Annotated in this window: 24 protein-coding genes and 1 pseudogene; 9 read left to right on the forward strand and 16 right to left on the reverse strand. The window is 70.6% G+C overall.

Annotated features, from left to right (window positions below; genetic code table 11):
* The first annotated feature begins 18 nt into the window (after window positions 1-18).
* Window positions 19-336, forward strand: a complete 318-nt coding sequence (locus tag ACQEUX_RS08060; RefSeq protein WP_433043529.1) for a CAP domain-containing protein — start codon at window positions 19-21, stop codon at window positions 334-336.
* On the opposite strand, the gene ACQEUX_RS08065 is transcribed toward ACQEUX_RS08060, so the two are convergent.
* The 5 genes from ACQEUX_RS08065 to ACQEUX_RS08085 form a co-directional block, all read right to left on the reverse strand.
* Entirely contained in the window at window positions 250-516 is a 267-nt protein-coding gene (locus ACQEUX_RS08065; RefSeq protein WP_433050005.1) for a hypothetical protein, read from the reverse strand. The two genes, ACQEUX_RS08060 and ACQEUX_RS08065, sit on opposite strands and share 87 nt — an antisense overlap.
* Window positions 500-1,351, reverse strand: a complete 852-nt coding sequence (locus tag ACQEUX_RS08070) for an alpha/beta fold hydrolase (protein ID WP_433043532.1) — start codon at window positions 1,349-1,351, stop codon at window positions 500-502. Before ACQEUX_RS08070 ends, ACQEUX_RS08065 begins: the two co-directional genes overlap by 17 nt.
* A 1,001-nt stretch (window positions 1,352-2,352) precedes the next feature.
* Entirely contained in the window at window positions 2,353-2,646 is a 294-nt protein-coding gene (locus ACQEUX_RS08075; RefSeq protein ID WP_433043535.1) for a DUF1330 domain-containing protein, read from the reverse strand.
* Between the two features lie 33 nt (window positions 2,647-2,679).
* Window positions 2,680-4,113, reverse strand: a complete 1,434-nt coding sequence (locus ACQEUX_RS08080) for an MFS transporter (protein WP_433043538.1) — start codon at window positions 4,111-4,113, stop codon at window positions 2,680-2,682.
* Complete coding sequence (locus ACQEUX_RS08085; protein ID WP_433043541.1) at window positions 4,110-4,568, reverse strand: MarR family winged helix-turn-helix transcriptional regulator; 459 nt, start codon at window positions 4,566-4,568, stop codon at window positions 4,110-4,112. Before ACQEUX_RS08085 ends, ACQEUX_RS08080 begins: the two co-directional genes overlap by 4 nt.
* 359 nt (window positions 4,569-4,927) lie before the next feature.
* On the opposite strand from ACQEUX_RS08085, the gene ACQEUX_RS08090 reads away from it, so the two are divergent.
* From ACQEUX_RS08090 to ACQEUX_RS08100, 3 genes are read left to right on the forward strand one after another with little or no spacing between them, the layout of a single operon-like run.
* Window positions 4,928-5,800 carry an SDR family NAD(P)-dependent oxidoreductase gene (locus ACQEUX_RS08090; protein WP_433043544.1) on the forward strand — a complete coding sequence of 291 codons (873 nt, stop codon included), beginning with the start codon at window positions 4,928-4,930 and terminating at the stop codon, window positions 5,798-5,800.
* Between the two features lie 19 nt (window positions 5,801-5,819).
* Window positions 5,820-6,293, forward strand: a complete 474-nt coding sequence (locus tag ACQEUX_RS08095; protein ID WP_433043546.1) for a MerR family transcriptional regulator — start codon at window positions 5,820-5,822, stop codon at window positions 6,291-6,293.
* A gap of 58 nt (window positions 6,294-6,351) precedes the next feature.
* The gene (locus ACQEUX_RS08100; protein ID WP_433043549.1) at window positions 6,352-7,137 is read left to right on the forward strand and encodes a phosphotransferase; all 786 of its coding nucleotides are present in this window, start codon (window positions 6,352-6,354) and stop codon (window positions 7,135-7,137) included.
* Between the two features lie 98 nt (window positions 7,138-7,235).
* Here the strand turns inward: ACQEUX_RS08100 and ACQEUX_RS08105 are convergent.
* The 3 genes and pseudogenes from ACQEUX_RS08105 to ACQEUX_RS08115 all read right to left on the reverse strand — a co-directional run.
* Window positions 7,236-7,382, reverse strand: a pseudogene (locus tag ACQEUX_RS08105) (RNA polymerase sigma factor); the annotation flags it as partial.
* Between the two features lie 37 nt (window positions 7,383-7,419).
* Window positions 7,420-7,776 (reverse strand): YciI family protein, encoded by a 357-nt coding sequence (locus tag ACQEUX_RS08110; protein ID WP_433043552.1) that lies wholly within the window; start codon window positions 7,774-7,776, stop codon window positions 7,420-7,422.
* 150 nt (window positions 7,777-7,926) lie between these two features.
* Window positions 7,927-8,640, reverse strand: coding sequence for a TetR/AcrR family transcriptional regulator (locus ACQEUX_RS08115; RefSeq protein WP_433043555.1), 714 nt, complete (start codon window positions 8,638-8,640; stop codon window positions 7,927-7,929).
* Window positions 8,641-8,726: 86 nt separating this feature from the next.
* Between ACQEUX_RS08115 and ACQEUX_RS08120 the strand changes: the two genes are divergently transcribed.
* Window positions 8,727-9,590 carry an NAD(P)H-binding protein gene (locus ACQEUX_RS08120; protein WP_433043558.1) on the forward strand — a complete coding sequence of 288 codons (864 nt, stop codon included), beginning with the start codon at window positions 8,727-8,729 and terminating at the stop codon, window positions 9,588-9,590.
* 128 nt (window positions 9,591-9,718) lie between these two features.
* On the opposite strand, the gene ACQEUX_RS08125 is transcribed toward ACQEUX_RS08120, so the two are convergent.
* The 4 genes from ACQEUX_RS08125 to ACQEUX_RS08140 all read right to left on the reverse strand — a co-directional run bounded on the left by ACQEUX_RS08125 (window position 9,719) and on the right by ACQEUX_RS08140 (window position 13,406).
* Window positions 9,719-10,501, reverse strand: a complete 783-nt coding sequence (locus tag ACQEUX_RS08125; protein WP_433043560.1) for an ABC transporter permease — start codon at window positions 10,499-10,501, stop codon at window positions 9,719-9,721.
* 31 nt (window positions 10,502-10,532) lie between these two features.
* Window positions 10,533-11,291, reverse strand: a complete 759-nt coding sequence (locus tag ACQEUX_RS08130; RefSeq protein ID WP_433043563.1) for an ABC transporter permease — start codon at window positions 11,289-11,291, stop codon at window positions 10,533-10,535.
* A 15-nt stretch (window positions 11,292-11,306) separates the two neighbouring features.
* Window positions 11,307-12,284 carry an ABC transporter ATP-binding protein gene (locus ACQEUX_RS08135; protein ID WP_433043565.1) on the reverse strand — a complete coding sequence of 326 codons (978 nt, stop codon included), beginning with the start codon at window positions 12,282-12,284 and terminating at the stop codon, window positions 11,307-11,309.
* Window positions 12,285-12,422: 138 nt separating this feature from the next.
* A complete protein-coding gene (locus ACQEUX_RS08140; protein ID WP_433043568.1) occupies window positions 12,423-13,406 on the reverse strand; it encodes an NAD(P)-dependent alcohol dehydrogenase in 984 nt (327 codons plus the stop codon).
* Between the two features lie 108 nt (window positions 13,407-13,514).
* Here ACQEUX_RS08140 and ACQEUX_RS08145 point away from each other — a divergent pair, with 108 nt between their 5' ends.
* From ACQEUX_RS08145 to ACQEUX_RS08155, 3 genes are read left to right on the forward strand one after another with little or no spacing between them, the layout of a single operon-like run.
* Window positions 13,515-14,222 (forward strand): TetR/AcrR family transcriptional regulator, encoded by a 708-nt coding sequence (locus ACQEUX_RS08145; protein WP_433043571.1) that lies wholly within the window; start codon window positions 13,515-13,517, stop codon window positions 14,220-14,222.
* 50 nt (window positions 14,223-14,272) lie between these two features.
* Window positions 14,273-14,779 (forward strand): hypothetical protein, encoded by a 507-nt coding sequence (locus ACQEUX_RS08150; protein ID WP_433043574.1) that lies wholly within the window; start codon window positions 14,273-14,275, stop codon window positions 14,777-14,779.
* A 44-nt stretch (window positions 14,780-14,823) separates the two neighbouring features.
* Entirely contained in the window at window positions 14,824-15,399 is a 576-nt protein-coding gene (locus ACQEUX_RS08155) for a maleylpyruvate isomerase N-terminal domain-containing protein (RefSeq protein WP_433043577.1), read from the forward strand.
* Window positions 15,400-15,402: 3 nt separating this feature from the next.
* Here the strand turns inward: ACQEUX_RS08155 and ACQEUX_RS08160 are convergent, their stop codons facing one another.
* A complete protein-coding gene (locus ACQEUX_RS08160) occupies window positions 15,403-15,945 on the reverse strand; it encodes a GNAT family N-acetyltransferase (protein WP_433043580.1) in 543 nt (180 codons plus the stop codon).
* Between the two features lie 46 nt (window positions 15,946-15,991).
* Window positions 15,992-16,477 (reverse strand): DUF1992 domain-containing protein, encoded by a 486-nt coding sequence (locus ACQEUX_RS08165; protein ID WP_433043583.1) that lies wholly within the window; start codon window positions 16,475-16,477, stop codon window positions 15,992-15,994.
* 225 nt (window positions 16,478-16,702) lie between these two features.
* Between ACQEUX_RS08165 and ACQEUX_RS08170 the strand changes: the two genes are divergently transcribed.
* Window positions 16,703-17,353, forward strand: a complete 651-nt coding sequence (locus ACQEUX_RS08170) for a LysE family translocator (RefSeq protein ID WP_433049663.1) — start codon at window positions 16,703-16,705, stop codon at window positions 17,351-17,353.
* Between the two features lie 5 nt (window positions 17,354-17,358).
* Here ACQEUX_RS08170 and ACQEUX_RS08175 read toward each other — a convergent pair whose 3' ends face one another.
* Complete coding sequence (locus ACQEUX_RS08175) at window positions 17,359-18,189, reverse strand: SDR family NAD(P)-dependent oxidoreductase (RefSeq protein WP_433043586.1); 831 nt, start codon at window positions 18,187-18,189, stop codon at window positions 17,359-17,361.
* Window positions 18,186-19,511 carry a flavin-containing monooxygenase gene (locus ACQEUX_RS08180; RefSeq protein WP_433043589.1) on the reverse strand — a complete coding sequence of 442 codons (1,326 nt, stop codon included), beginning with the start codon at window positions 19,509-19,511 and terminating at the stop codon, window positions 18,186-18,188. The genes ACQEUX_RS08175 and ACQEUX_RS08180 overlap by 4 nt, the downstream gene beginning before the upstream one ends.
* Between the last annotated feature and the right edge of the window lie 12 nt (window positions 19,512-19,523).

Consider the following 19,523-nt stretch of genomic DNA (forward strand, 5'->3'; position numbering starts at 1 on the left):
GCTAGAGCTAAGGCTGGCGTGCCCCCGCTGAAGATCAATGAGCTGCTTCGCCAGGCAGCACGCAGCCACAGTACCGACATGGCGCGGCGTGGCTTCTTCTCCCACATCGACCCAGATGGCGTTACGCCCTTCGACCGGATGCGGTCACACGGGTACGCCCAGCCTGGCGCAGAAAATGTCGCCAAGGGTCAAAGTCGGCCGCACGAGGTGATTCATGCCTGGATGAACAGCCCCGGGCGTCGGGCTAACCTACTGAATCCCGAGTTCTCCGTCATTGGCGTCGGCCCACACCTCGACAACGGCCCGTGGTGGACGCAGAACGTCGGTTACGCGTGAGACGCCCCAGCTCAGGTCTTGCATCTGAACCCAGCAGATGAGCGGACCCGCTCCTGGGTCGGCGCCGGGGCTCCCCCTCGTCTCGCGGCGGTGGCCGACCAGCAACGCCTTGTCGAGCGCGGGCCGGCGGGCGAGCTTGCCGTACGCCTCGTCGAGGAAGATCTCACTCGGCGAGCTCACGGCGTTCCCCCAGCCGTGCTTGGGCAAGGTCGCCGATGAACTCCGACAGCAGGGCCGCGAACTGCTGTGGTGCCTCCTGGTGTGGAGCATGGCCGACGCCGGCCAGCACCTGAATCTCGCCGCGCCACAGGGTCGGGACGGTCAGCTTGCGCAGATAATCGACGCTCACCAGTTGCTCGCCGGCACCCTGCACGATGGCGAGCGGCTGGCGGAGTGCTGAGATGACCGCGATCTCGTCCGCGAATCGGCCGGCCCCAACGCTGGCCCCCAGCCCGGCGCGGGCGGCGCCGTCGGTGGCCAGGATATCGGCGACGAACTCGCCGGTGTCCAGCGACGAGCCGGGCGCGATGAAGCTCTCAGCGGCCAGCTTCGCCTCGGATTCGCTGACGCGCTCGGTGAACAGGGCACCCATCGCCGGGTTCGGCAGGAACGCCTCCCCTATCTGCTCAGGCGACGTGACCGGCGGCGCGCCGAAGATCACGAAACCTTCCGCGTTCGGCAGCTGGGGCGCCGCTTCCATCACGATCTGGCCGCCGAGGCTCCACCCGACGATGACCGGGTGGGCAATGCCAAGTTCGTGCACGAGACCGGTGAGCAGGGCTGCGTATCCCGGCAGCGAGTAGTCGGCCGAATCCCTGGACGGCTCGGACTGCCCGTGGCCGGGCAGGTCCAGTGCGATGCAGCGAAACCGCCGACCGAACTCGTCCGCCATCAGCGGACGCCAGGTCTTGGCCGACGACGAGTTGCCGTGCACGAAGACGACCGTGGGGCTGTCTGCGTCGCGACGGTCGGCAGAGCTCTCCAGGTACGCAATCCGCTGATCGTTGATCTTCACACTCGGCTGACTCACTTGACGCCTCTCATTCTGCGAACTGCCGGCCTGGCCGCTGCCCGAGCCAAACGCCTTTAGAGGCGCGGCATCCATCTCAGGTTGACGGTCAGCTGGAGCCACTGGTTCAACGGACTCGTGTCTCCCGCCTCATCGGCGACGACATCGGCGCACTCCGGCCTGCGTCCGAGATCCCGAACCGGTCCAACGAGCCGGTCACCCGCGTCATGACCTCGGCGCGATCGTCATCAGGACGTGTCCCCGGATGGACGCCCGGTGCCGCTCCGCCGTGCGCCCGGACCACTCCGTCAGGCCCAGGTCTCCAGGCGACACCTTCACCTGCCGGCCACGAACGTCACCGCGTCGTCGTGTACCTCGCCATCCCGTCTCCCAACCGGCCATACACCAGCCTGACGCGTTACGCACATTAACTGTCATTATGGTGCAGGTGCGTTATGCCCCTTTCGTGGTGGTGATTTATTGGATTACTGTTACTGGCAATCCAATAAATCACCGTTGGGTGGCGCAGGCGAGTGACGAAGCCCAAGGACGGTGTCGCTTCGGACTGAGCTGGGCGAGCGCTGTGCAGTAGTAAGAAACAACCCGGGAGTTCCCTGGCCCAGGTCGCTGAGGTCTGTCGCGGGGTGGCTGGCGGAGAACGTCGCGCACGCTGAACGGCGGCCCGAGCGGGTCCGTGAAGAGCTGCTCAAGCATCTGCGCGAGGAGAAGATCGAGCCGCCAACACCGGGTCGCGTCTCCCGGATCGTGGGGTCGGCCCTGCGGCAGTCGGAGACGGCCGGGTCGCTACGGATCGTGTCCCGACTGGAGGCTGACACGCTGGAGCGGATCTGCGCCTTGGCCGACATCACCTTCGAGGAGAAGAACGAGACGGGCAGCCCGCCGGCTAAGCGCCGTCGATCGGATTGCCACCGCGCCTGTTCGCCGATGTGGCGCCCAAGGTGCTGGCCGCCCGGCGGGCTTTCAGTGAAGATCCGACTGGACCTCGGTCAGTCGATGCCTTCGACGATGCGGAAGTCGCGCTCGACGCCGTCGGAGAGGGCGACCAGCGCCTCCTGGTAGGCCGCACTCTCGTGCGCCGCGACGGCCTGCTCGAAGCTGTCGAACTCGATCAGGACGGTGCGCTCGACGATTCCGGCGTCATGCGCCACGACCCGACTGCCACGGGCGAGGATCCGACCGCCCCCGGCCTCGACGGCCGGACCGGCCAGCTTGTTGTAAGCAGCCAGCTTCTCAGGGTCTGAAATGGTGCGGTAGGCGCTGACCCAGTAGCCCTTGGGCATGGAACCTCCAGTGTTGGGATGAGTGCATCTGACTTACGGGTTGGTCTCGGACGAGCGTCGGCGGGCGAGAGCGAGGCTTGTCAGCGTCGTGATCGCCATGGCGCCGATGCCGACCAGCGCCGCGGTGGTGTAGGCGCTGTCGTCGGGGAAGAGGTGGCCGGAGGCGGTGCCCGCGGCGAGGATGAGGCCGCCGATGGCGCTGCCCAGGGAGTACGCGACGCTGCGGACGACGTAGTTGAAGCTCATGGCGCTCGATGTCTCGCTCTTGGGGGTGACGGCCAGGATGACGCCGGGCATCGCGGCCGAGAAGCCGCCGACGCCGAAGCCGAGCACGCCCATCGCCGCGAACAGTTCGGCCAGGTCCGACCGGGCCGCCGCGAACAGGGCGAACCCGCCGCCGACCACGACGGCGCTGCCGGCCAGGAGCAGGGGGTCGGCGATCCGCGTCCGGACCCGCGGCGTGAGCTTGCCGGCGACGAACCCCAGCAGCGAGAACGGGATGAGGACCAGCCCGGCGACGAAGGTCGTCAGCCCGAAGCCGTAGCCGGCGCCGTGCGGCGTCTGCGCGTACCGGGTGATGAGCGTGAGCAGGAGGTACATGCCGATCCCGCCGACGAACATGGCGAGGTTCGCCCCGGCGACCGCCGGGTGCCGCACCGCCCGCACATCGACCAGGGGCGTCGTGCTGCGCAGCTCGATGACGGCCCAGACGCAGAGCAGCACCACCCCGACGACGGCGAGGCCCGCCGCCACGGCGAGGTGCCGGCTCCATAGATTCCGTTCGCCGGCGAGGAACAGCACCAGGAGCAGCGCAGCGGCCAGGACGACCGCGCCTGCCACGTCCAGGTGGGCGGAGCGGCCTTCGGGGGCTTCGGGCATGGAGCGCCACGCGGTCAGGAGGGCGGCGGCGGTGACGACCAGGCCGAGGCCGTAGGCGGCCCGTACCCCGCCGAGCTCGGCGAGCAGTGCGGCCAGCGGGTAGCCGACGCCGGCCCCGATGATCGAGACCACCGAGATCAGGGCGATCACGGCCGCGCTGCGCTCCTCGGGGAGGTGGTCCCGGGCCACGCCCATCATCAGCGCCGTCAGCCCGAGCCCGACGCCCTGGGCCGCCCTGCCGGCCAGCAACCACGCGAACGGCAGCGGCAGCACGGTGAGCGCGCTGCCGGCGACGACGACCGCCAGCGTGGCGAGGATCGTGGTCCGCCGGTGCGGGCCGGCTCCGAGCCGGCCCAGGACCGGCGTGGCAACGGCGCCGCTGAGCAGCGCGACGGTCAGCGTCCACTGCGCGCTGCCGAGCGAGACGTGGAACGAGGTCGCCACGCTGGTGATGAGCGGCGTCCCGAGGCTGGCGACCGCCGCCACGACCAGAGCGATGAACATCAGGGCGGGGACCAGCAGCCGCGCCTCGGAACGCGCCACCGGGAACGCCTTCACCGCGACTCCGCCGACCGGCAGCCCGGTCACTGCTTCGGCCCTTCGCGGTCCTGGCTTTCGAGCTCTGCCAGATGCTTCAGCGCCGGAAGGGCCGCCACCAGCGCCTCGACCTCGTCGCCGGTGAGCTCGCCGATCAACCGCTCGAATGCGTGGACGCCCGCCTGGCGCCGCGTCCGGACATAGGAGGCGCCGGCCTCGGTCAGGCACACCAGCGTGACCCGCTTGTCGGACGCGTCGCCCCGCCGCTCGACCAGGCCGGACTCCTCCATCACCCGGACCAGGGCGGTCATCGCGGGCTGGGTGACGCCCTGGACCGCGGCCAGATCGGTGATGCGCCGCGGGCCGGTCCGGTCCAGGGTGGCCAGGGTGGCAGCGGACGTCAGGCTCATGTCCCGGGGCAGGCGTCTCGCGGCCCTGGTGGCCAGGCCGTAGAGGGCTGCCCCGATGGCGGCGGACGCGCCAGGAGCGGTGTCTTGACGACTCACGCTCGAAGCATAGCGTTTTTATATTCATAGGTTATGGAAATGCTTTGGCGAGTTCCGCCCCTCCTTTCAGAGCACCGACACCAGGCCTGGACTGGTCCTTGCGACGTCGACGGAATCGTCTTGTTCGACGGGGACGCACGCCCTGTCCGGGTCGGGCCCGACGAGCCCCGTGACGCCGTCATCGTCGAAGTCCAGGCGTGGTTGGAGAAACGATCTCCGAAGAGCAGCGCGACGACAGCTTGATCCACAGCGCTAACCCCGATGGCGCGTGGGGGCGCAAGCGGGCCGGGCCGCTCGTCGCCTCCCGAGCCTGAGCGCGGCTTGCTTTCAAGCGCGCTCGAAGCTTTAGCGTCGGGGCCATGACCACGACGAACGAGACGAAGACATGGATCATCACGGGTGCGAGTTCGGGCCTCGGCCTGGCGCTCGCCGAAACGGCACTCGCGGCCGGCGAGCATGTGATCGGGACCGCGCGCCGGGCCGACCGGTTCGACGGGCTCAAGGCGCGGTACGGGGATCGGCTCCTCGCCATCGAGCACGATGTGCGCGACACGGCGGGAGCGGCCGCGGTCGTGCAGCGGGCGCTGGAGGTGTTCGGGCGCGTCGACGTGCTCGTCAACAACGCCGGTGCCGGACAGGTCGGCGCCGCCGAAGAGATCACGGATGCCGCGCTGCGGGCCATGCTCGAGCAGCACCTGTTCGGCCCGGCCGCCTTTGTGCGTGCCGTGCTGCCCCACCTGCGGGAGCGTCGCTCGGGTGCGATCGTGCAGATGAGCAGCCAGGGCGGGCGGATGTCGTTCCCCGCCGTCGGCAGCTACTCAGCCGGCAAGTTCGCGCTCGAGGGTTGGTCGGAGGCGCTCGCGGGCGAGGTCGCACCGTTCGGCATCCGCGTCCTCATCGTCGAGCCCAGTCGCTTCCGCACCGCGTTCAACGCCGCCGACGTGCTCAACACAGCGCAGCAGAGCTCAATCTACGACGAGGCCATCGGTGCCGTGCGCGCGAACATGGCCGAGGCCGACGGCATCCAGGAGGGCGACCCGGCACGCGCCGCCCGGGTGATCCGCGACATCCTCGACACCCCCGACGCGCCGCTCCGGCTCCCGCTCGGTGCCGAGGCGGTTCGCAATCTCACCCGCGTCTACCGTGGTGCGCTCGACGACGTCGAGAAATGGGCGTCTGTGAGCGAGTCGGCAGACTTCCCAGGCATGCGGCCCGCGGTGCGCGCGTTCTGATCGCCGTACGCTGTGGGCCATGGCCACTGAAGCGCTGATCGAACGCATCCTCGCTGCCAGCGACGGGCCATCCTCGTCGGCGATCGATGCGCTGCACGAGCTGCTCGACGACGCCACGATCGAGGCCTCGGCGATGCCCAAGAGTGTTGCCGAGGCCGCCCGGCTTGTCGGCCTGTCGACGCACACCCTCCGGTATTACGAGCAGGAGGGACTCGTGCCGCCCGCTCGCAACGCCTCCGGGTACCGCGAGTACTCCGCGTTCGACCTGCGCCGCCTCGTCTTCCTCACCCGGATGCGCCTGTCCGGCATGACCATGACCGACCTCAAGCGCTACATCCTGCTCGTCGAGCAGGGCCCGAGCACCATCCCGGAACGCCGCCGCATCATGCTCGACCAGCAAGACCGAATCACGCGGCAGATCCGTGAGCTCGGCCTGGCGCTGGAGACCACCGAGTACAAAATCCGCGTCTACGACGGACACCCGGAAGGCTGACGCCCGCCCGTTGTGTCGGCACGCGGGTGACTCGGTGACCCCTCTCAGAATGTCGAGCATGAACGATCACAGCGCGAGCGCGGTAAGCGAGCAGGAGGAAGTGCTGCACGGGGGCAACATGGGCGGTGCGACACGCGTTGGCGACACTGTCCGGCGAGGTGCCGGTGCCTGGAGCCCGACGATCCAACACCTGCTGGGCCACCTTCATGAGCGCGGCCTCACCTGGGCGCCGCAGCCGCTGGGCACCGATGAGCGCGGACGCGACAGTGTCTCGTACCTGCCGGGTGTCGTGCCGCAGTACCCGCTACCAGACTGGATCTGGAGCCAGGACGTTCTCACCGATGCCGGTGCCTTTCTCGCACAGCTCCACCAGGCCAGCGCGAGATTCGACACCACCGACGCCGTATGGCAGTTCCCGGTGCGGCAGCCGGCTGAGGTCATCTGTCACAACGACTTCGCGCCGTACAACATGGTTTTCACTGACCGGAGGCTCACGGGAGTCATCGACTGGGACACTGCCTCGCCCGGTCCCCGGTCGTGGGATCTGGCTTATCTTGCCTATCGGCTGGTGCCGCTGGCAGACCCAGACAACCCCGACGCCATCGGCAGTGATCTGTGTGAGCGGGCACGTCGCCTGCGCATGCTCTGCGCTGCTTACGGCTTGGGGCTGGAGCCTGCTCACATCGTCCAGGTCGCAGTCGATCGACTACACGACCTCGCCGCCTTCACCGAGGCCCGGGCTGATCAAGCACAGGACATTCGCGGTCACGTCGGGCTCTACCAACGCGATGCTAGGTGGATCACCGCGTACGCCGATCACCTGGGCCGGGACGTCGCGGTGTAGGTCAGCCGGCGAGCTGGTCGCGGCGGCGGGTGAGGTAGGCCCGCTCCGCAGGGTTGCCGGCCAGGCCGATGGCCCGGTCGTACGCCGCCCGCGAGTCACCGCTGCGCAGCCGCTGCGAACGCCTCGGCCGTTGGTTCCTCGGCGACGTCGAGGTCGCCGAAGCGGCGCGCGAGGCTGGCGATCACCCGTGCCCACCGCGGGGAGTGGGCGCGGGTGATCGCCTGCTCGACGGTGGGACTGATCATGACCCCAGCAGGGCTCGGAGGCGCCTCGGTACCGCGCTCACTTCTCTCCGCGGCCGGGGAACCGGTGTACCTCCTGCGGCCAGTCGAGCGCGGTCGCGAGCCTGCCGGCCCAGTACCGCGCCGTCGCGTCGTCGGGCACGTCCACCACGGCGAAGCCGCCGAGATGCTCCTTGGTTTCGACGTACGGGCCGTCGGTGAAGACGGGCTTGCCGTCCACCGACTCGACACCGCACACCGCGGTCGACCGGTCGAGCGCGCCGTTGCTGAAGATCAGGACACCTTCGGCGCGCATCTCCTCGATCAGGGCCCGCCCGGCCGTGCCTTTCTCGCGCAACTGCTCCGCCGTGTGCGGGGGCACCCACTCATCGTTGAAGGCGATCAGGTACTCCGTCACCGCTGTCTCCTCTCAGTCCCTGGACGAGGGCCTTTCCCGAACCCTCGTGCGCGGCGGCCCGGCCGGCCGCCACACACCAGGTCCACGAACGGCTGCGCCCGGATACGACACCATCCCAGGAAGTCCTTTCAAGGCAGCTCCGGGGCTGGGCTACGGGCGAGTCACCGATCGGCTGAGCCACTCGGTCATCAGCGCACGTTCGGCGTCGCTGAGCCCGGGGAGGTCGGGGACCACCGTCGCGAATGTCACCGCGATCGTGTTCGTGGTCGTGTCGGGTGCCGCCGGAGCGGTCGCCAGGATGCTGCTGAGCACGGCATCGAACATGGCGTCACCGAGACCGAGATCGCGCTCCTCGGCAGGCGTTCCCAGGAGGGCGAGGATGGTTCCGTTGCCCGCGGCGTGGATCATCATGAGCGCGCGCTGCTCGTCGACGCGGAGCAGGCCGACCGCGGCGAGTCGCCGTACGCGAGCGCGCAGTACCTCCATGCCCGCCACCACGGCCGGCGAGGGTGCGCCGCGTCCTCGCGTGGCGATGAGCGCGTACAGCTCAGGGTTTGCCAACCCGAACTCCAGGTGCGTGCGCCATCCGGAGCGCAGATCCGCCACCGGGTCACCATGCTCGGCTTCCGCTGCCGTCGACTTGCTGCTGACGTAGGTGGCCATGACGTGCTCGGCGACGGCGTCGACGAGACCGTCCTTGTCACCGAACAACCGGTAGATGGTCGGCGCCTGCACGCCCGCCGCCTGGGCGACCGCGCGCGTCGTCACCGCGTTCGCGCCCTTCTCGCGCAGCAGTTGGGTGGCTGCCGCGATGATCCCGGATCGGACGTCGTCCCGGGATGCCGTGTCCTGTACCGAAACCATGAACCGATGCTAACAGCAACTTGTTATCCGTGAATTATCACTGCTAACGTCCATGGTGCATCGCCGATAACAGCAGGGAGTGCAGCATGTTCGTCGTCACCGGTGCCACTGGTCACCTCGGGTCCCAGATCGTCGACCGGCTTCTCGAGCGGGCACCCGCACACGACGTGGGCGTGAGCGTGCGCGACGTCGACAAGGCCGCGGGCCTCGCCGAGCGTGGTGTGCGGGTCCGCGCGGGCGACTTCACCGACCCGGACACGCTGGCGCACGCCTTCGAAGGAGCCGGCGCGGTCCTCGTCGTGTCTGCTGCCATTCGCGGCGCCGGCGCGTTCGTCGCGAACCGCGCCGCCATCGACGCCGCCCACGCCGCGGGAGCCAAGCGGATCCTGTACACCAGCCACCAGGCCGCATCCAGGGGTTCGCTCTTTGCCGCCCAGCTCACGCACGCTGCGACCGAGGAGTACCTGGTCGGCCTGGGAATTCCCTTCACCGCCCTGCGCAACGGGTTCTACGCGAGCACGCTCGGCTACTCCATCGGTGCGGCGCTGGAGACCGGGCAGCTCGTGGCGCCAGCGGACGGCCCGGTGTCCTGGACCGCGCACGCCGACCTGGCCGAGGCCGCAGCCATCGCCCTCGCTGAGGACGGCGTACTCGACGGGATCACGGCTCCGCTTACCGCGTCGGAGATGCTCGACCTCGCGGCGGTGGCCGGCATCCTCACCGAGATCACGGGACGCGCCATCACCCGAGTGGTCGTCGACGACGAGGAGTGGAAGACCGCTGCCGTCGACCGTGGCATGCCCGCAGCGGCAGCCGACTTCACCCTCGGCATCTACCGCGCGGCGCGACGAGGAGAGTTCGCCGTCACCGACCCGACGCTGGAAACCCTCATCGGTCGCCGCCCGACATCCGCCCGCTCGGTCCTCGAGGCCATCGTCGCCCAGCGATGAGGCGTCCCGACGGTAGGTTGCCGGTCGGCTTCCGCACCGACCCGACTGTCCTTTGGCGGTAGGGAAGGCCGACCGGTCCCCCGGGCGCGCACAGCAAGGCGCTGTGCGCGCCCGCGTCCGAGGTGGTGTCAGCGCAGCATCGCACGGGTCATTCGACGGGTGGCGACATACATCGCGATCGAGCCGAACGCGACGAGGTAGGCCACCGGGATCAGCAGGTCCCAGCTGAGGTGGCCCAGCGCGGGTTCGCGGACCAGTTCGATGCTGTGATAAAGCGGCAGCACCCGGACCAGGGGCTGCACCGCCTCCGGGTAGACCGACAGGGGATAGAACGTCGTCGCGAACAGGTACATCGGCAGCATGAACAGCTGGATGTACTGGAAGTCGGGGAAGTCGCGCAGGTACGTCGTGACAGCCAGTCCGCCCGCGGCGAACGCGTACGAGATCAGCACCGACGCCGGTAGGGCCAGCAGCACCCAGGCCGACGTGACCAGCCCACCGACCGCCATGATGGCGAGGAATCCGATCGACGTCAGCAACGCGTTGATCATCGCGCTGGTGACCTCGCCAACGGCGATGTCGGTGACGGAGAGCGGGGTCGGCAGGATCGCCTCGTAGGTCTTCTCGACCTTCATCCGGATGAAGACGCCGAAGCTGGTCTGGTTGAACGCGGTGTTCATCGCGGTGGTCGCCAGGATCGCCGGGGCCACGTAGACGGCGTACGGGACATCGACCCCCGGTACGGTGCCGACGAGCAGCCCGACGCCGACACCGATCGACAGCAGGTACAGGATCGGTTCGACGAGCGCGTTGAGCAGCGGCGTGACCGACCGGCGGTAGATCATGAAGTTGCGTTCGATGAGTGCCAGGGCTCGACGTCTCGTCCAGGTGGGTACGACGACGGTGGTCATGGTGTCTCCCCGAGGCTCTGGACGTGGGCGGTCACGGGTGCAGCCGTCGGCGGTAGGTGACCCGGGCGACGAGGAAGCCGCCGATCGCGAGCGTGAGCAGGTAGGCGATGTGCACGGAGCTGCCGGTGATCGTCGCCGTGCCGAGGCTGAGCGTGCGGCACAGTTCCACGCCGTGCCACAGCGGCAGCAGGTAGGAGACCGGTCGGATCCACTCGGGTAGCTGTGAGACCGCGAAGAACGTGCCGGAGAACATGTAGAGCGGCATGATGACGAAGCGGAACACCGTGTCGATGTGGCGCAGCTTGCGCACGCCGACTGCCCACGCTGCGGCCGGTGCCGCGAACGCGACCCCGGTCAGTGTCGCGCCGAGCAGGGCGCCGATTGCCCACCATCCTCCGATCAGCCCGAACGCGGCCATCACCGCGATGAAGGCAGCGCTGGCGATGAGCACCCGGAAGGTGATGAACAGCAGGTGCCCGGCGGCGAGTTGCTCCGGGTCGAGTGGTGTCGGTGTGGCGCCCCGGTAGGCCCCGAAACCCGCGGCACGGGCGACCCCTGCGGACCCTTCCAGGAACGCGTTCTGCATCGCGGCCGCGGCGAGCATGCCCGGGGCGAAGAACGCCGCGTAGGAGACACCGGCGATCTGGGCCGGCGCGTTGTCGTCGACGAGGGCGCCCAGGCCGGCGCCGATGCCGATGAGGAACAGCAACGGGTTCAGCACGTTGAGCACGATCGAGCCACGCCAGGTGCGTCGGTAGAGCGTGGCCCAGTATCCGAATGCGCGAAGCACCAGTGGTCTCTCCTGCTACTCGATGAGCGATCGGCCGGTGAGCTTGAGGAACACGTCCTCCAACGTCGCGCGGCGGACCAGTGCGGTGAGCGGCGTGAGCGACATGGCGTGCACCGTGGCGAGGGCAGCCTCGCCGTCGGCGGTGTAGACGAGCACCCGGTCGGGGAGCATCTCGACGCGGCCGTCGGCGTCGTTGCCGCCGGTGACCAGCGCCGAGGTGCAGAGCTTCTCCGCTGCGGTGTCCCGTTCGTCGAGGCGGAAGCGGAGTTCGAGAACCTCCCGGGTGGCGTACCTGGTGATCAGTTCCTGGGGTGAGCCCTGCGCGACGATCCGGCCGTGGTCGACCACGATGAGCCGGTCGCAGAGCTGCTCGGCCTCGTCCATGTAGTGCGTGGTGAGGATGAGCGTGACGCCCTCCTGTTTGAGCTGGAAGAGCCGGTCCCACAGGATGTGCCGAGCCTGCGGGTCGAGCCCGGTGGTCGGCTCGTCGAGCAGCAGGATGTCGGGTTCGTTGATCAGGGAGCGGGCGATGGTCAGCCGCCGGCGCATACCACCGGACAGTGTCTCGACCTGGTCGCCGGCTTTCTCCTGAAGCTGGGCGAAGTCCAGCAGCCGGGTCGCGCGTTCGCGGATGACGGCCCGCGGCAGGCCGAAGTATCGCCCGTAGATGTGCAGGTTCTCCCGGACGGTGAGCTCGTTGTCCAGGTAGTCGTCCTGCGTCACGACGCCCAACCGGGAACGGATCTCCGGTCCCTGTCTCATCGGGTCCATCCCGAGCACGCGCAGGCTGCCGCCGCTGATCGGCGACGTCGCGGCGATCATCCGCATGGTGGTGGACTTCCCGGCACCGTTGGGGCCGAGAAGCCCGAAGGACTCCCCCCGCTGAAGCTCGAAGTCGATGCCGTCGACCGCGCGGAACTCCGCTGTGGACCCGCGTGGCGGATAGATCTTGGTCAGATCCCTCGCCTCGACCAGGGTATGTTCGCTCACCACGGCAGCCTACGGAAATCGGACAGCCGGCTGCAAGATCTGGGCAGGAGCTTGTAATTTTGCGACGCCACCTCGGACGTCTGCCCCTCGATCGCCGAGCACGGCTGGAGTCACGTCGACCTGCGCACCGCCGGCGACGGATCAGACAGTGATGACGACTTTCGACCGCGCGTGCTCGCCTTCGAGGTACCTGATGGCGTCGGCCGTCGCGTGCAGCGGATAGCTTCGGTCGATGACCGGGACGAGGCGGCCGGCCTCGGCGTGGGCGCGCAGTGTCTCGAGGTGCGGACGGCTGGGTGTCGCCGCGACGGTGACGATGCGCTGCCGGACGAAGGGTGCCAGCAGCCGCCCGCGTGCGATGAGCCAGACCGGGCCCACGAGGCTGCCGCCGCGGTAGGTGCCGCCGCCGGAGAGCACCAGCGTCCCGGTCGGGGTCAGCACCCGCCGCAGCGCGGTGAGCGTGCGGTTGCCGACCAGGTCGAGGATGACGTCGTGGCGGCGGGTGTCGCGGGTGAAGTCGTCGCGGGTGTAGTCGACGACGTGGTCGGCGCCGAGCGAGCGCACCAGGTCGACGTTGCGGGTGCTGCACACGCCGGTCACGGTCGCGCCGAGCAGCTTGGCCAGCTGGACCGCGAGGGTGCCGACACCGCCGGAGGCACCGTTGATGAGCACGCGGTGGCCGGGCTCGACCTGTCCGACGTCGCGCAGCCCCATGAGGGCGGTGACGCCGGCAAGCGGCAGCACGGCCGCTTGCTGCGCCGTCAGGTTCGTCGGCCTGGTCGCGAGCAGGGACTCGCGCACACACACGTACTCGGCGAAGGCGCCGTTGGCGTCGCCCAGATCACCGAAGACGGCGTCGCCCGGGCGCAGTTGGCCAACGGCGGCACCGACGGCCTCGACGCGGCCGGCGACATCGCGGCCCCGGATGCGGGCCCGGGGTGCCGACCGGCCCGTCGTCAGTCGCGCCAGCCGTGGGTCGCCGCGCATGACATGCCAGTCGTACGCGTTGAGCGCGGCGGCCTCCACCCGAACGAGCACCTCGTCGTCGGCGGGCGTCGGCACGTCCACGTCCGCGAGTGTGAGCGTCTCCGGCGGGCCGTACCGGTCCTGGATGATCGCCTTCATTACCCCTCCCTCTGGTGTACGGCGTACACCTAAGGAAAAGGTAGGTGTACGCCGTACACCTGTCAAGGCGGTTATGGTTTCTACCGCCACCGGAAGACGAGGACCACGATGGCCCAGACGCTGCACCGAACGCCGTTGACCAGGGACCGGATCCTGCGCGCCGCCGTCGCCCTCGCCGACGCGGCCGGGATCCAGTCCCTCAGCATGCGCAACCTCGCTCAGGATCTGGGCGTCGTGCCGATGGCCCTCTACAAGCACGTGGCCAACAAGGACGAGTTGCTCGACGGCATGATCGACGTGGTCGTCGGCGAGATCGACCCACCCGCGCAGGACACGGACTGGAAGCACGTGGTCCGCCTACGGATCCTCTCGGCACGGCAGATGCTGCGACGCCACCCGTGGGCGGCGCTGGCGATCGAATCCCGGAACATGGCCACGCTGGCCGTCCTGGACTACCTCGACTCGATGGTCGCGACGTTGCGGGCGGGCGGGTTCTCCGCCGACCTCGCCCACCACGTGATGCACGCGATGGGCAGCCGGATCCTGGGCTTCAGCCAGGAGTTGTTCGACGCCTCCCGGCGCGCCGGCCAGACCGGGACAGCCGAGGCCGACCCGCCGACGGCCATGCCGCCAGAGATCGCGGCCCGGTTTCCGCACCTCGCGGAGATCGCGATGGCGGCGTCCCACGACGACGCGTCGGTGGTGGGGCAGGGCTGCGACGACCAGTTCGAGTTCGAGTTCGCGCTGGACCTGCTGCTGGACGGCATCGAACGACTGCAGCAGCAGGGCTGGACATCCGCACACCGCCCCCGGTGAGACCGCGGCGAGTTGACTCTCCACCGGGTCGAGGCCCGAGCATCGGCGGCATGGACGACCAGCCAACACCCGACCCGATCATGGCGCGCATCATCGAGGCGGTGCAGCTCGGACAATCCGGCGCATCGACCCAGGCCCGCGAGCTGCTCAGCACGCTGTGGGACGAGATCGGCCCCGCCGGCGACGCGCTGCACCGCTGCACGCTCGCCCACCACCTCGCCGACCTGCAGGACACCGCCGACGCCGAACTCGTGTGGGACGAACGCGCCCTCGCCGCCGTCGCCGACCTCACCGACGACCGCGCCCAGCGGTACCACCACGCCCTTCAGGTGCAGGGCTTCCTGCCGTCGCTGCACCTGAATCTGGCCGACGTGCACCGACGGCTGAACAACACCACCCGGGCCCGGGCACACCTGGCCACCGCGCGGAGCCTCGTCACGCGGTTGCCGGCCGACCAGTACGGCGACCTGGTCCGCGCGGGCATCCAGCACGTCGACCGGGCACTGGCGGCGGGTTCGACAGACCGCCTCGACTCGCACCCCGCCGCGGCCGGCTGACGATCCCGCTTGCACCGTCGGGGGCCAACTGCCAGGGTCGACGGATGCCAGTGGTGACCGGCGCCGACCTGCTTGAGGCGGCCGACGAGATGACGCGTGTGCTGCACCCGCACCGCGAGCGCGACTGGTCGGTGCCCGCCGGCACGCTGACGTGGAGCTGCTGGACCACCGCCGCGCACGTCGCGCACGACCTGCTCGCGTACGCCGGCCAGGTCAGCGCGAGCCCCGATGACGGCTACCTCCCGTACGACCTGCGGGTCTCCCCCACCGCGGGCCCGGCGCGGGTGCTCACCGTGGTGCGCGCCTGCGCCGGGCTGCTCGCCGCCGCCGTCGACGCCGCCGCACCGGACGCGCGGGCCTGGCACTTCGGCCCGTGCGACCCGGCGGGTTTCGCCGCGATGGGGGTGGCCGAGACGCTGCTGCACACCCACGACGTCACCCTCGGCCTCGGGGTGGAATGGCAGCCGCCGCAGCGGCTGAGCACCCTGGTGCTGCGGCGCCTCTTCCCGGACGCCCCGACCGGCGCCGCCCCCGACGTGCTGCTGTGGATGACCGGTCGCGGTGAGCTGCCCGGCCGGGCCAGGCGTACCGCCTGGAGCTGGCGTGCGGCGGTGGACTGACCGCTAGGCGGCGGTCAGCGAGTGCCGGTGACCGTCCAGCGGAAAGGGCGGCCGGGCCGGCAGCGTCTCCCGGAACGTGTAGCCGCTCTTCTGCGCCACCCGGCAGGACGCCACGTTGTCCACCTGGTGCAGCAGATCGAGGCGGGCCAGCCCGGGGAACCGTTCGAACGCCCACCCGCTCAGCGTCATGACCGCCCGTGGGGCGATCCCGCGTCCGCGTGCCCACGCCGCCGTCCAGTAACCCACCTCGGCCGCCGGCTCACCCGGCGTGACGCCCTTGAGCACCACGTTCGCCACCAGCCGTGGGCCGTCCGCGTCGTCCTCGAGCACGGCGAAGCTGTACCGGCGCCCGTCGTCCCAGTCCCGCAGCGCCCGGTCCAGCCACCGTCGGCCCTCGGCGGTGTCGGAAACCGGGACGCGCGTCCACCGGCGCAACACCGGATCCCGGTACGCGTCCAGCAGGGCGTCCAGGTCGTCGGCGCACCAGGGGCGCAGGGCGAGCCCCTGTGCCGGGGAGGTTTCCGGCGCCCGCAGCTCGATCAGCATCCGCACAGTCTGCCGTCGACGGAGCCGGTCGGGTGCCCCGACCGGTTCAGCCCCGGCGGCGCCAGGGCAGCCACCAGCTCCGGCGCGACCGGTGCGGTGCCGCGACGACGGTCGCCGGCTCGGTAGCGGGCGTCGCGACCTCGGGCCGGGTGCGTTCGGCGCGCCAGCGGCGGACCACGTCGTCGGCGTTCACCGGCCGGACCGCCACGCGGGGGCCGTCGGGGTTGCGCAGCCATGCCACGATCTGGCCGTTGAGCTGCGCCACGAAGTCCCGTACGGACTGTTCGGTGGGCAGGTCGCGGACCTCGTCGGGGACCTGCTCGATACGCCGACGCAGTTGCAGTGGGGTGGGCAGCAGCAGGTCACTGGGCAGCTTCTCGCGCTCCAGGAAGCTCTTGATCCACCACGACTCGTCGTACGGCGTTCCGCGCCCGGGGATCGGCTTGCCCATGCCGGGCAGGTTGTCGAACTCGCCGCGTTGCACGGCTCCCCGGATCTGCGCCTCCACGGCCGCGTCCCACGCCTCGGTCACCCTCCGGCACCTCCCCTGGCCACCGTAACGCGCCGCCTCTGGCCGGCGACACACACTCGCAACGGGTCAGCGCGCCCGCGCCGGTGACCATTCCCGGCGGGCGAACGCCACGTGGTTTCCGCCCGCGTGACCGGATCCCAGGCCACGATCTGCCAGGTGGCCCTGGGTCAGGACGGTCACCCCGGCCTACGGTCGGTACCGACGGCGGTGAACGGGGGAATCGTCATGGTGGGGTCGGGTGCGCTGCTGGGCATCGCGGTGGTGGCGTTGGGGCTGGTGCTCACGCCGGGCCCGAACATGGTCTACCTGGTGTCCCGCTCGGTGGCGCAGGGCCGCCGAGCCGGGCTGGTCTCGCTACTCGGGGTGGCCGCCGGGTTCGGTGTCTACCTGGCCACGGCGGTCGCCGGCCTGGCGGCCGTGTTCGTCCTGGTGCCGGCGTTGTACGCGGTGGTGAAGCTGGCCGGGGCCGGCTACCTGCTCTGGCTGGCCTGGCGGACGCTGCGCCCGGGTGGGCAGTCACCGTTCACGCCCGCACCGCTGCCGCCGGACCCGCCCCGTCGGCTGTTCACCATGGGCCTGGTCACCAACCTGCTGAACCCGAAGATCGCGATCCTCTACGTGTCGCTGCTGCCGCAGTTCGTCGACCCGGCACGAGGGCACGTGGCGGCGCAGAGCCTGCTGCTCGGCCTGACCCAGATCGCCGTCGCGCTGAGCGTCAACGCACTGATCGTGCTCAGCGCCGGCACGCTGGCCGGGTTCTTCGCCCGCCGGCCCGCGTTTCTGCGGGTGCAGCGGTGGGTGACCGGGACGGCCCTGGCCGCGCTGGCCGTCCGCATCGCCACCGACCGCAGCCGCGCGGCGGTCGCCACCCCCTGAGCCGGTCAGTGTCCCTGGTCGCGGTGGCGACGGACCATCCCGGCGGCCAGCGGTGCGGCGTCCAGGTCGCCGGCGGCGAGCCGGGCGGCGAGGGTACGGCGTACCAGCCGGTCGGCCAACGCGGGCGCGTGCCGGCCGACGGCCAGCTCCAGACGTCCTCGTGCGGTGGTCGCCACGTCCCGGGGTGCCCGTCTGGCGGTGGCGGTGCGCAGGATCGCCGCGACCACTCCTTCGACGGGCTCCGGGCGGGACACGCCCCGCAGGGACAGACACGCCTCGGCGGTGGAGTCGTGGATGGGTGAGGCCACCATGCTCGGGTAGACCACGCTCACCCCGACGTGGGTGCCCACCTCGTGCCGCAGCGCGTCGGCGTACGCGACGAGGGCCCGCTTGCTGACTCCGTACGCGGCGGCGAGCGGCAGCGGCAGCACCGCCATCCGGCTGGCCACGAAGATCACCCGTCCGCGTGCGGTGAGCAGCGGGGGCAGCGCGGCGGCGGTGGTACGCCACGCGGCGAGCAGGTTGACCTCCAGTTGCCGGCGGACCACCTCGTCCGGCGGCAACTCGGCCGGGGCGGGGCCACCGACTCCGGCGTTGTTGATCAGCAGGTCGAGCCCGCCGAGCCGGTCGACCACGGCCCGTACCGCCTCCGGCACGGCGGCCGGGTCGGTCAGGTCGCAGCCGAGCACCGGCAGGGCGTCGTCGGGCCGTGCGTGCAGGTCGAGCCCCACCACCCGGGCGCCGGCGGCGGTCAGCGCGACGCCGAGGTGCCGGCCAAAGGTGCCGCTCGCCCCGGTGACCAGCACCCGCCGGCCGATCAGCGGCCGGCGGGTCACTGCCGGGCCCCGGCCGGGGTGGCGCGGCGGGCGCCCGAGGCCAACTCCCGGGTCAGCTCGGCCAGGTAGACGTCGAAGTCCACCCGCATGGCCGGGCGGCGTTGGCCCCAGCGGGCGGTCGCGGCCCGCAACTCGGCCCGGCACGCGGCGCGCTGCCTGTGCGGGTCGGGCAGCGCGTACCGGCCGGTGAGTTGCGCGGCGATCAGCTTCGCCTGTGCCTCCACCAGGGGGAACGCGGAACCGGTGGACTGCATCAGCCCGACGAAGGTCAGGCCGGGGGCGTCGGGGTGGAACACGTGCCGGTACAGCGCCACGGTGTCGGCGCCCCCGTCGAGCAGCGCCGGGTCGAGGAACGGGATCTCCACCCGGTAGCCGGTGCACCAGATGACCAGATCGACGCTGTCGCTGCGGCCGTCGGTGAACTCGACCCGGTCGCCGTTCAGGGCGGCGACGCCGGGTCGGGCCTCGATGTCGCCGTGGGTGAGCCGGGACAGCAGCCCGTCGGAGAGCGTCGGGTGGTCCTGGAGGAAGCCGTGGGTGGGCGCGGGCAGCCCGTAGCGGGCGGGACTGCCGACGGTGGCGGTGAGCATCGCCTGGCTGATGCGCTGGCGCAGTCGCCACGGCAACCGCCGGGCCAGCGCCCCGTTGAGGGTGTCCGACGGGCGGCCCAGCAGGTACTTCGGCACCACCCAGACGCCCCGGCGCACCGACAGCAACGTGCGGGTGGCCGCGTACGAGGCGTCCACGGCGATGTCCATGGCGGAGTTGCCGCCCCCGACGACGAGGACCCGTTTGCCGGCCAACTGTTCCGGGCCCCGGTAGTCGTGGCTGTGCATCTGCTCGGCGGTGCGGGTGCCGGGGTACGGCGGGTCGGGCAGCCGGGGCACCCGGTTGTGCCCGTTGGCGACGACCACGGCGTCGACGGTGACCTCGACCGGCCCGTCCGGTCCGCTCGCCCGCACGGTCCAGGTGCCGGGGCGATCCTGGGTGACCCGCTCGACGGTGTGGCGCAGGCGGATGCTGTCGCCCAATCCGAAGCGGTCGACGTAGTCGGCGAGGTAGCCGGCGACGCGGCGGTGGTCGGGGTAGTCGGGCCAGTCGGCGGGCATCGGGTGGTCGGCGAACTCGGTGCGGCCACGGCTGGTGTTCAGGTGCAGGGTGCGGTACGCGGGCGAGTCGGGTGCCCCGTACACCCAGAGGCCGCCGACCTGGTCGGTGGCCTCGAAACAGACCGTCGGCACGTCGGCGTCGCGCAGTGCCTTGACCGCGGTGAGCCCGGCCGCGCCGGCGCCGATCACCGCCACCCTGGGTGGTACGCCCATCGCCGCCCCCAT

Origin of the sequence: Micromonospora sp. CA-259024 (assembly GCF_050936255.1) — a bacterium.
Classification (GTDB): Bacteria; Actinomycetota; Actinomycetes; order Mycobacteriales; family Micromonosporaceae; genus Micromonospora.

Excerpts from the sequence above, each read along its gene's own strand:
- ACQEUX_RS08125 (WP_433043560.1), bottom strand. The coding sequence starts at position 10,501 with ATGACCACCGTCGTCGTACCCACCTGGACGAGACGTCGAGCCCTGGCA.
- ACQEUX_RS08150 (WP_433043574.1), top strand. The coding sequence starts at position 14,273 with ATGGACGACCAGCCAACACCCGACCCGATCATGGCGCGCATCATCGAG.
- ACQEUX_RS08160 (WP_433043580.1), bottom strand. The coding sequence starts at position 15,945 with ATGCTGATCGAGCTGCGGGCGCCGGAAACCTCCCCGGCACAGGGGCTC.
- ACQEUX_RS08095 (WP_433043546.1), top strand. The coding sequence starts at position 5,820 with ATGGCCACTGAAGCGCTGATCGAACGCATCCTCGCTGCCAGCGACGGG.
- ACQEUX_RS08170 (WP_433049663.1), top strand. The coding sequence starts at position 16,703 with ATGGTGGGGTCGGGTGCGCTGCTGGGCATCGCGGTGGTGGCGTTGGGG.
- ACQEUX_RS08075 (WP_433043535.1), bottom strand. The coding sequence starts at position 2,646 with ATGCCCAAGGGCTACTGGGTCAGCGCCTACCGCACCATTTCAGACCCT.
- ACQEUX_RS08180 (WP_433043589.1), bottom strand. The coding sequence starts at position 19,511 with ATGGGCGTACCACCCAGGGTGGCGGTGATCGGCGCCGGCGCGGCCGGG.
- ACQEUX_RS08090 (WP_433043544.1), top strand. The coding sequence starts at position 4,928 with ATGACCACGACGAACGAGACGAAGACATGGATCATCACGGGTGCGAGT.
- ACQEUX_RS08155 (WP_433043577.1), top strand. The coding sequence starts at position 14,824 with ATGCCAGTGGTGACCGGCGCCGACCTGCTTGAGGCGGCCGACGAGATG.
- ACQEUX_RS08140 (WP_433043568.1), bottom strand. The coding sequence starts at position 13,406 with ATGAAGGCGATCATCCAGGACCGGTACGGCCCGCCGGAGACGCTCACA.
- ACQEUX_RS08145 (WP_433043571.1), top strand. The coding sequence starts at position 13,515 with ATGGCCCAGACGCTGCACCGAACGCCGTTGACCAGGGACCGGATCCTG.
- ACQEUX_RS08120 (WP_433043558.1), top strand. The coding sequence starts at position 8,727 with ATGTTCGTCGTCACCGGTGCCACTGGTCACCTCGGGTCCCAGATCGTC.
- ACQEUX_RS08115 (WP_433043555.1), bottom strand. The coding sequence starts at position 8,640 with ATGGTTTCGGTACAGGACACGGCATCCCGGGACGACGTCCGATCCGGG.
- ACQEUX_RS08100 (WP_433043549.1), top strand. The coding sequence starts at position 6,352 with ATGAACGATCACAGCGCGAGCGCGGTAAGCGAGCAGGAGGAAGTGCTG.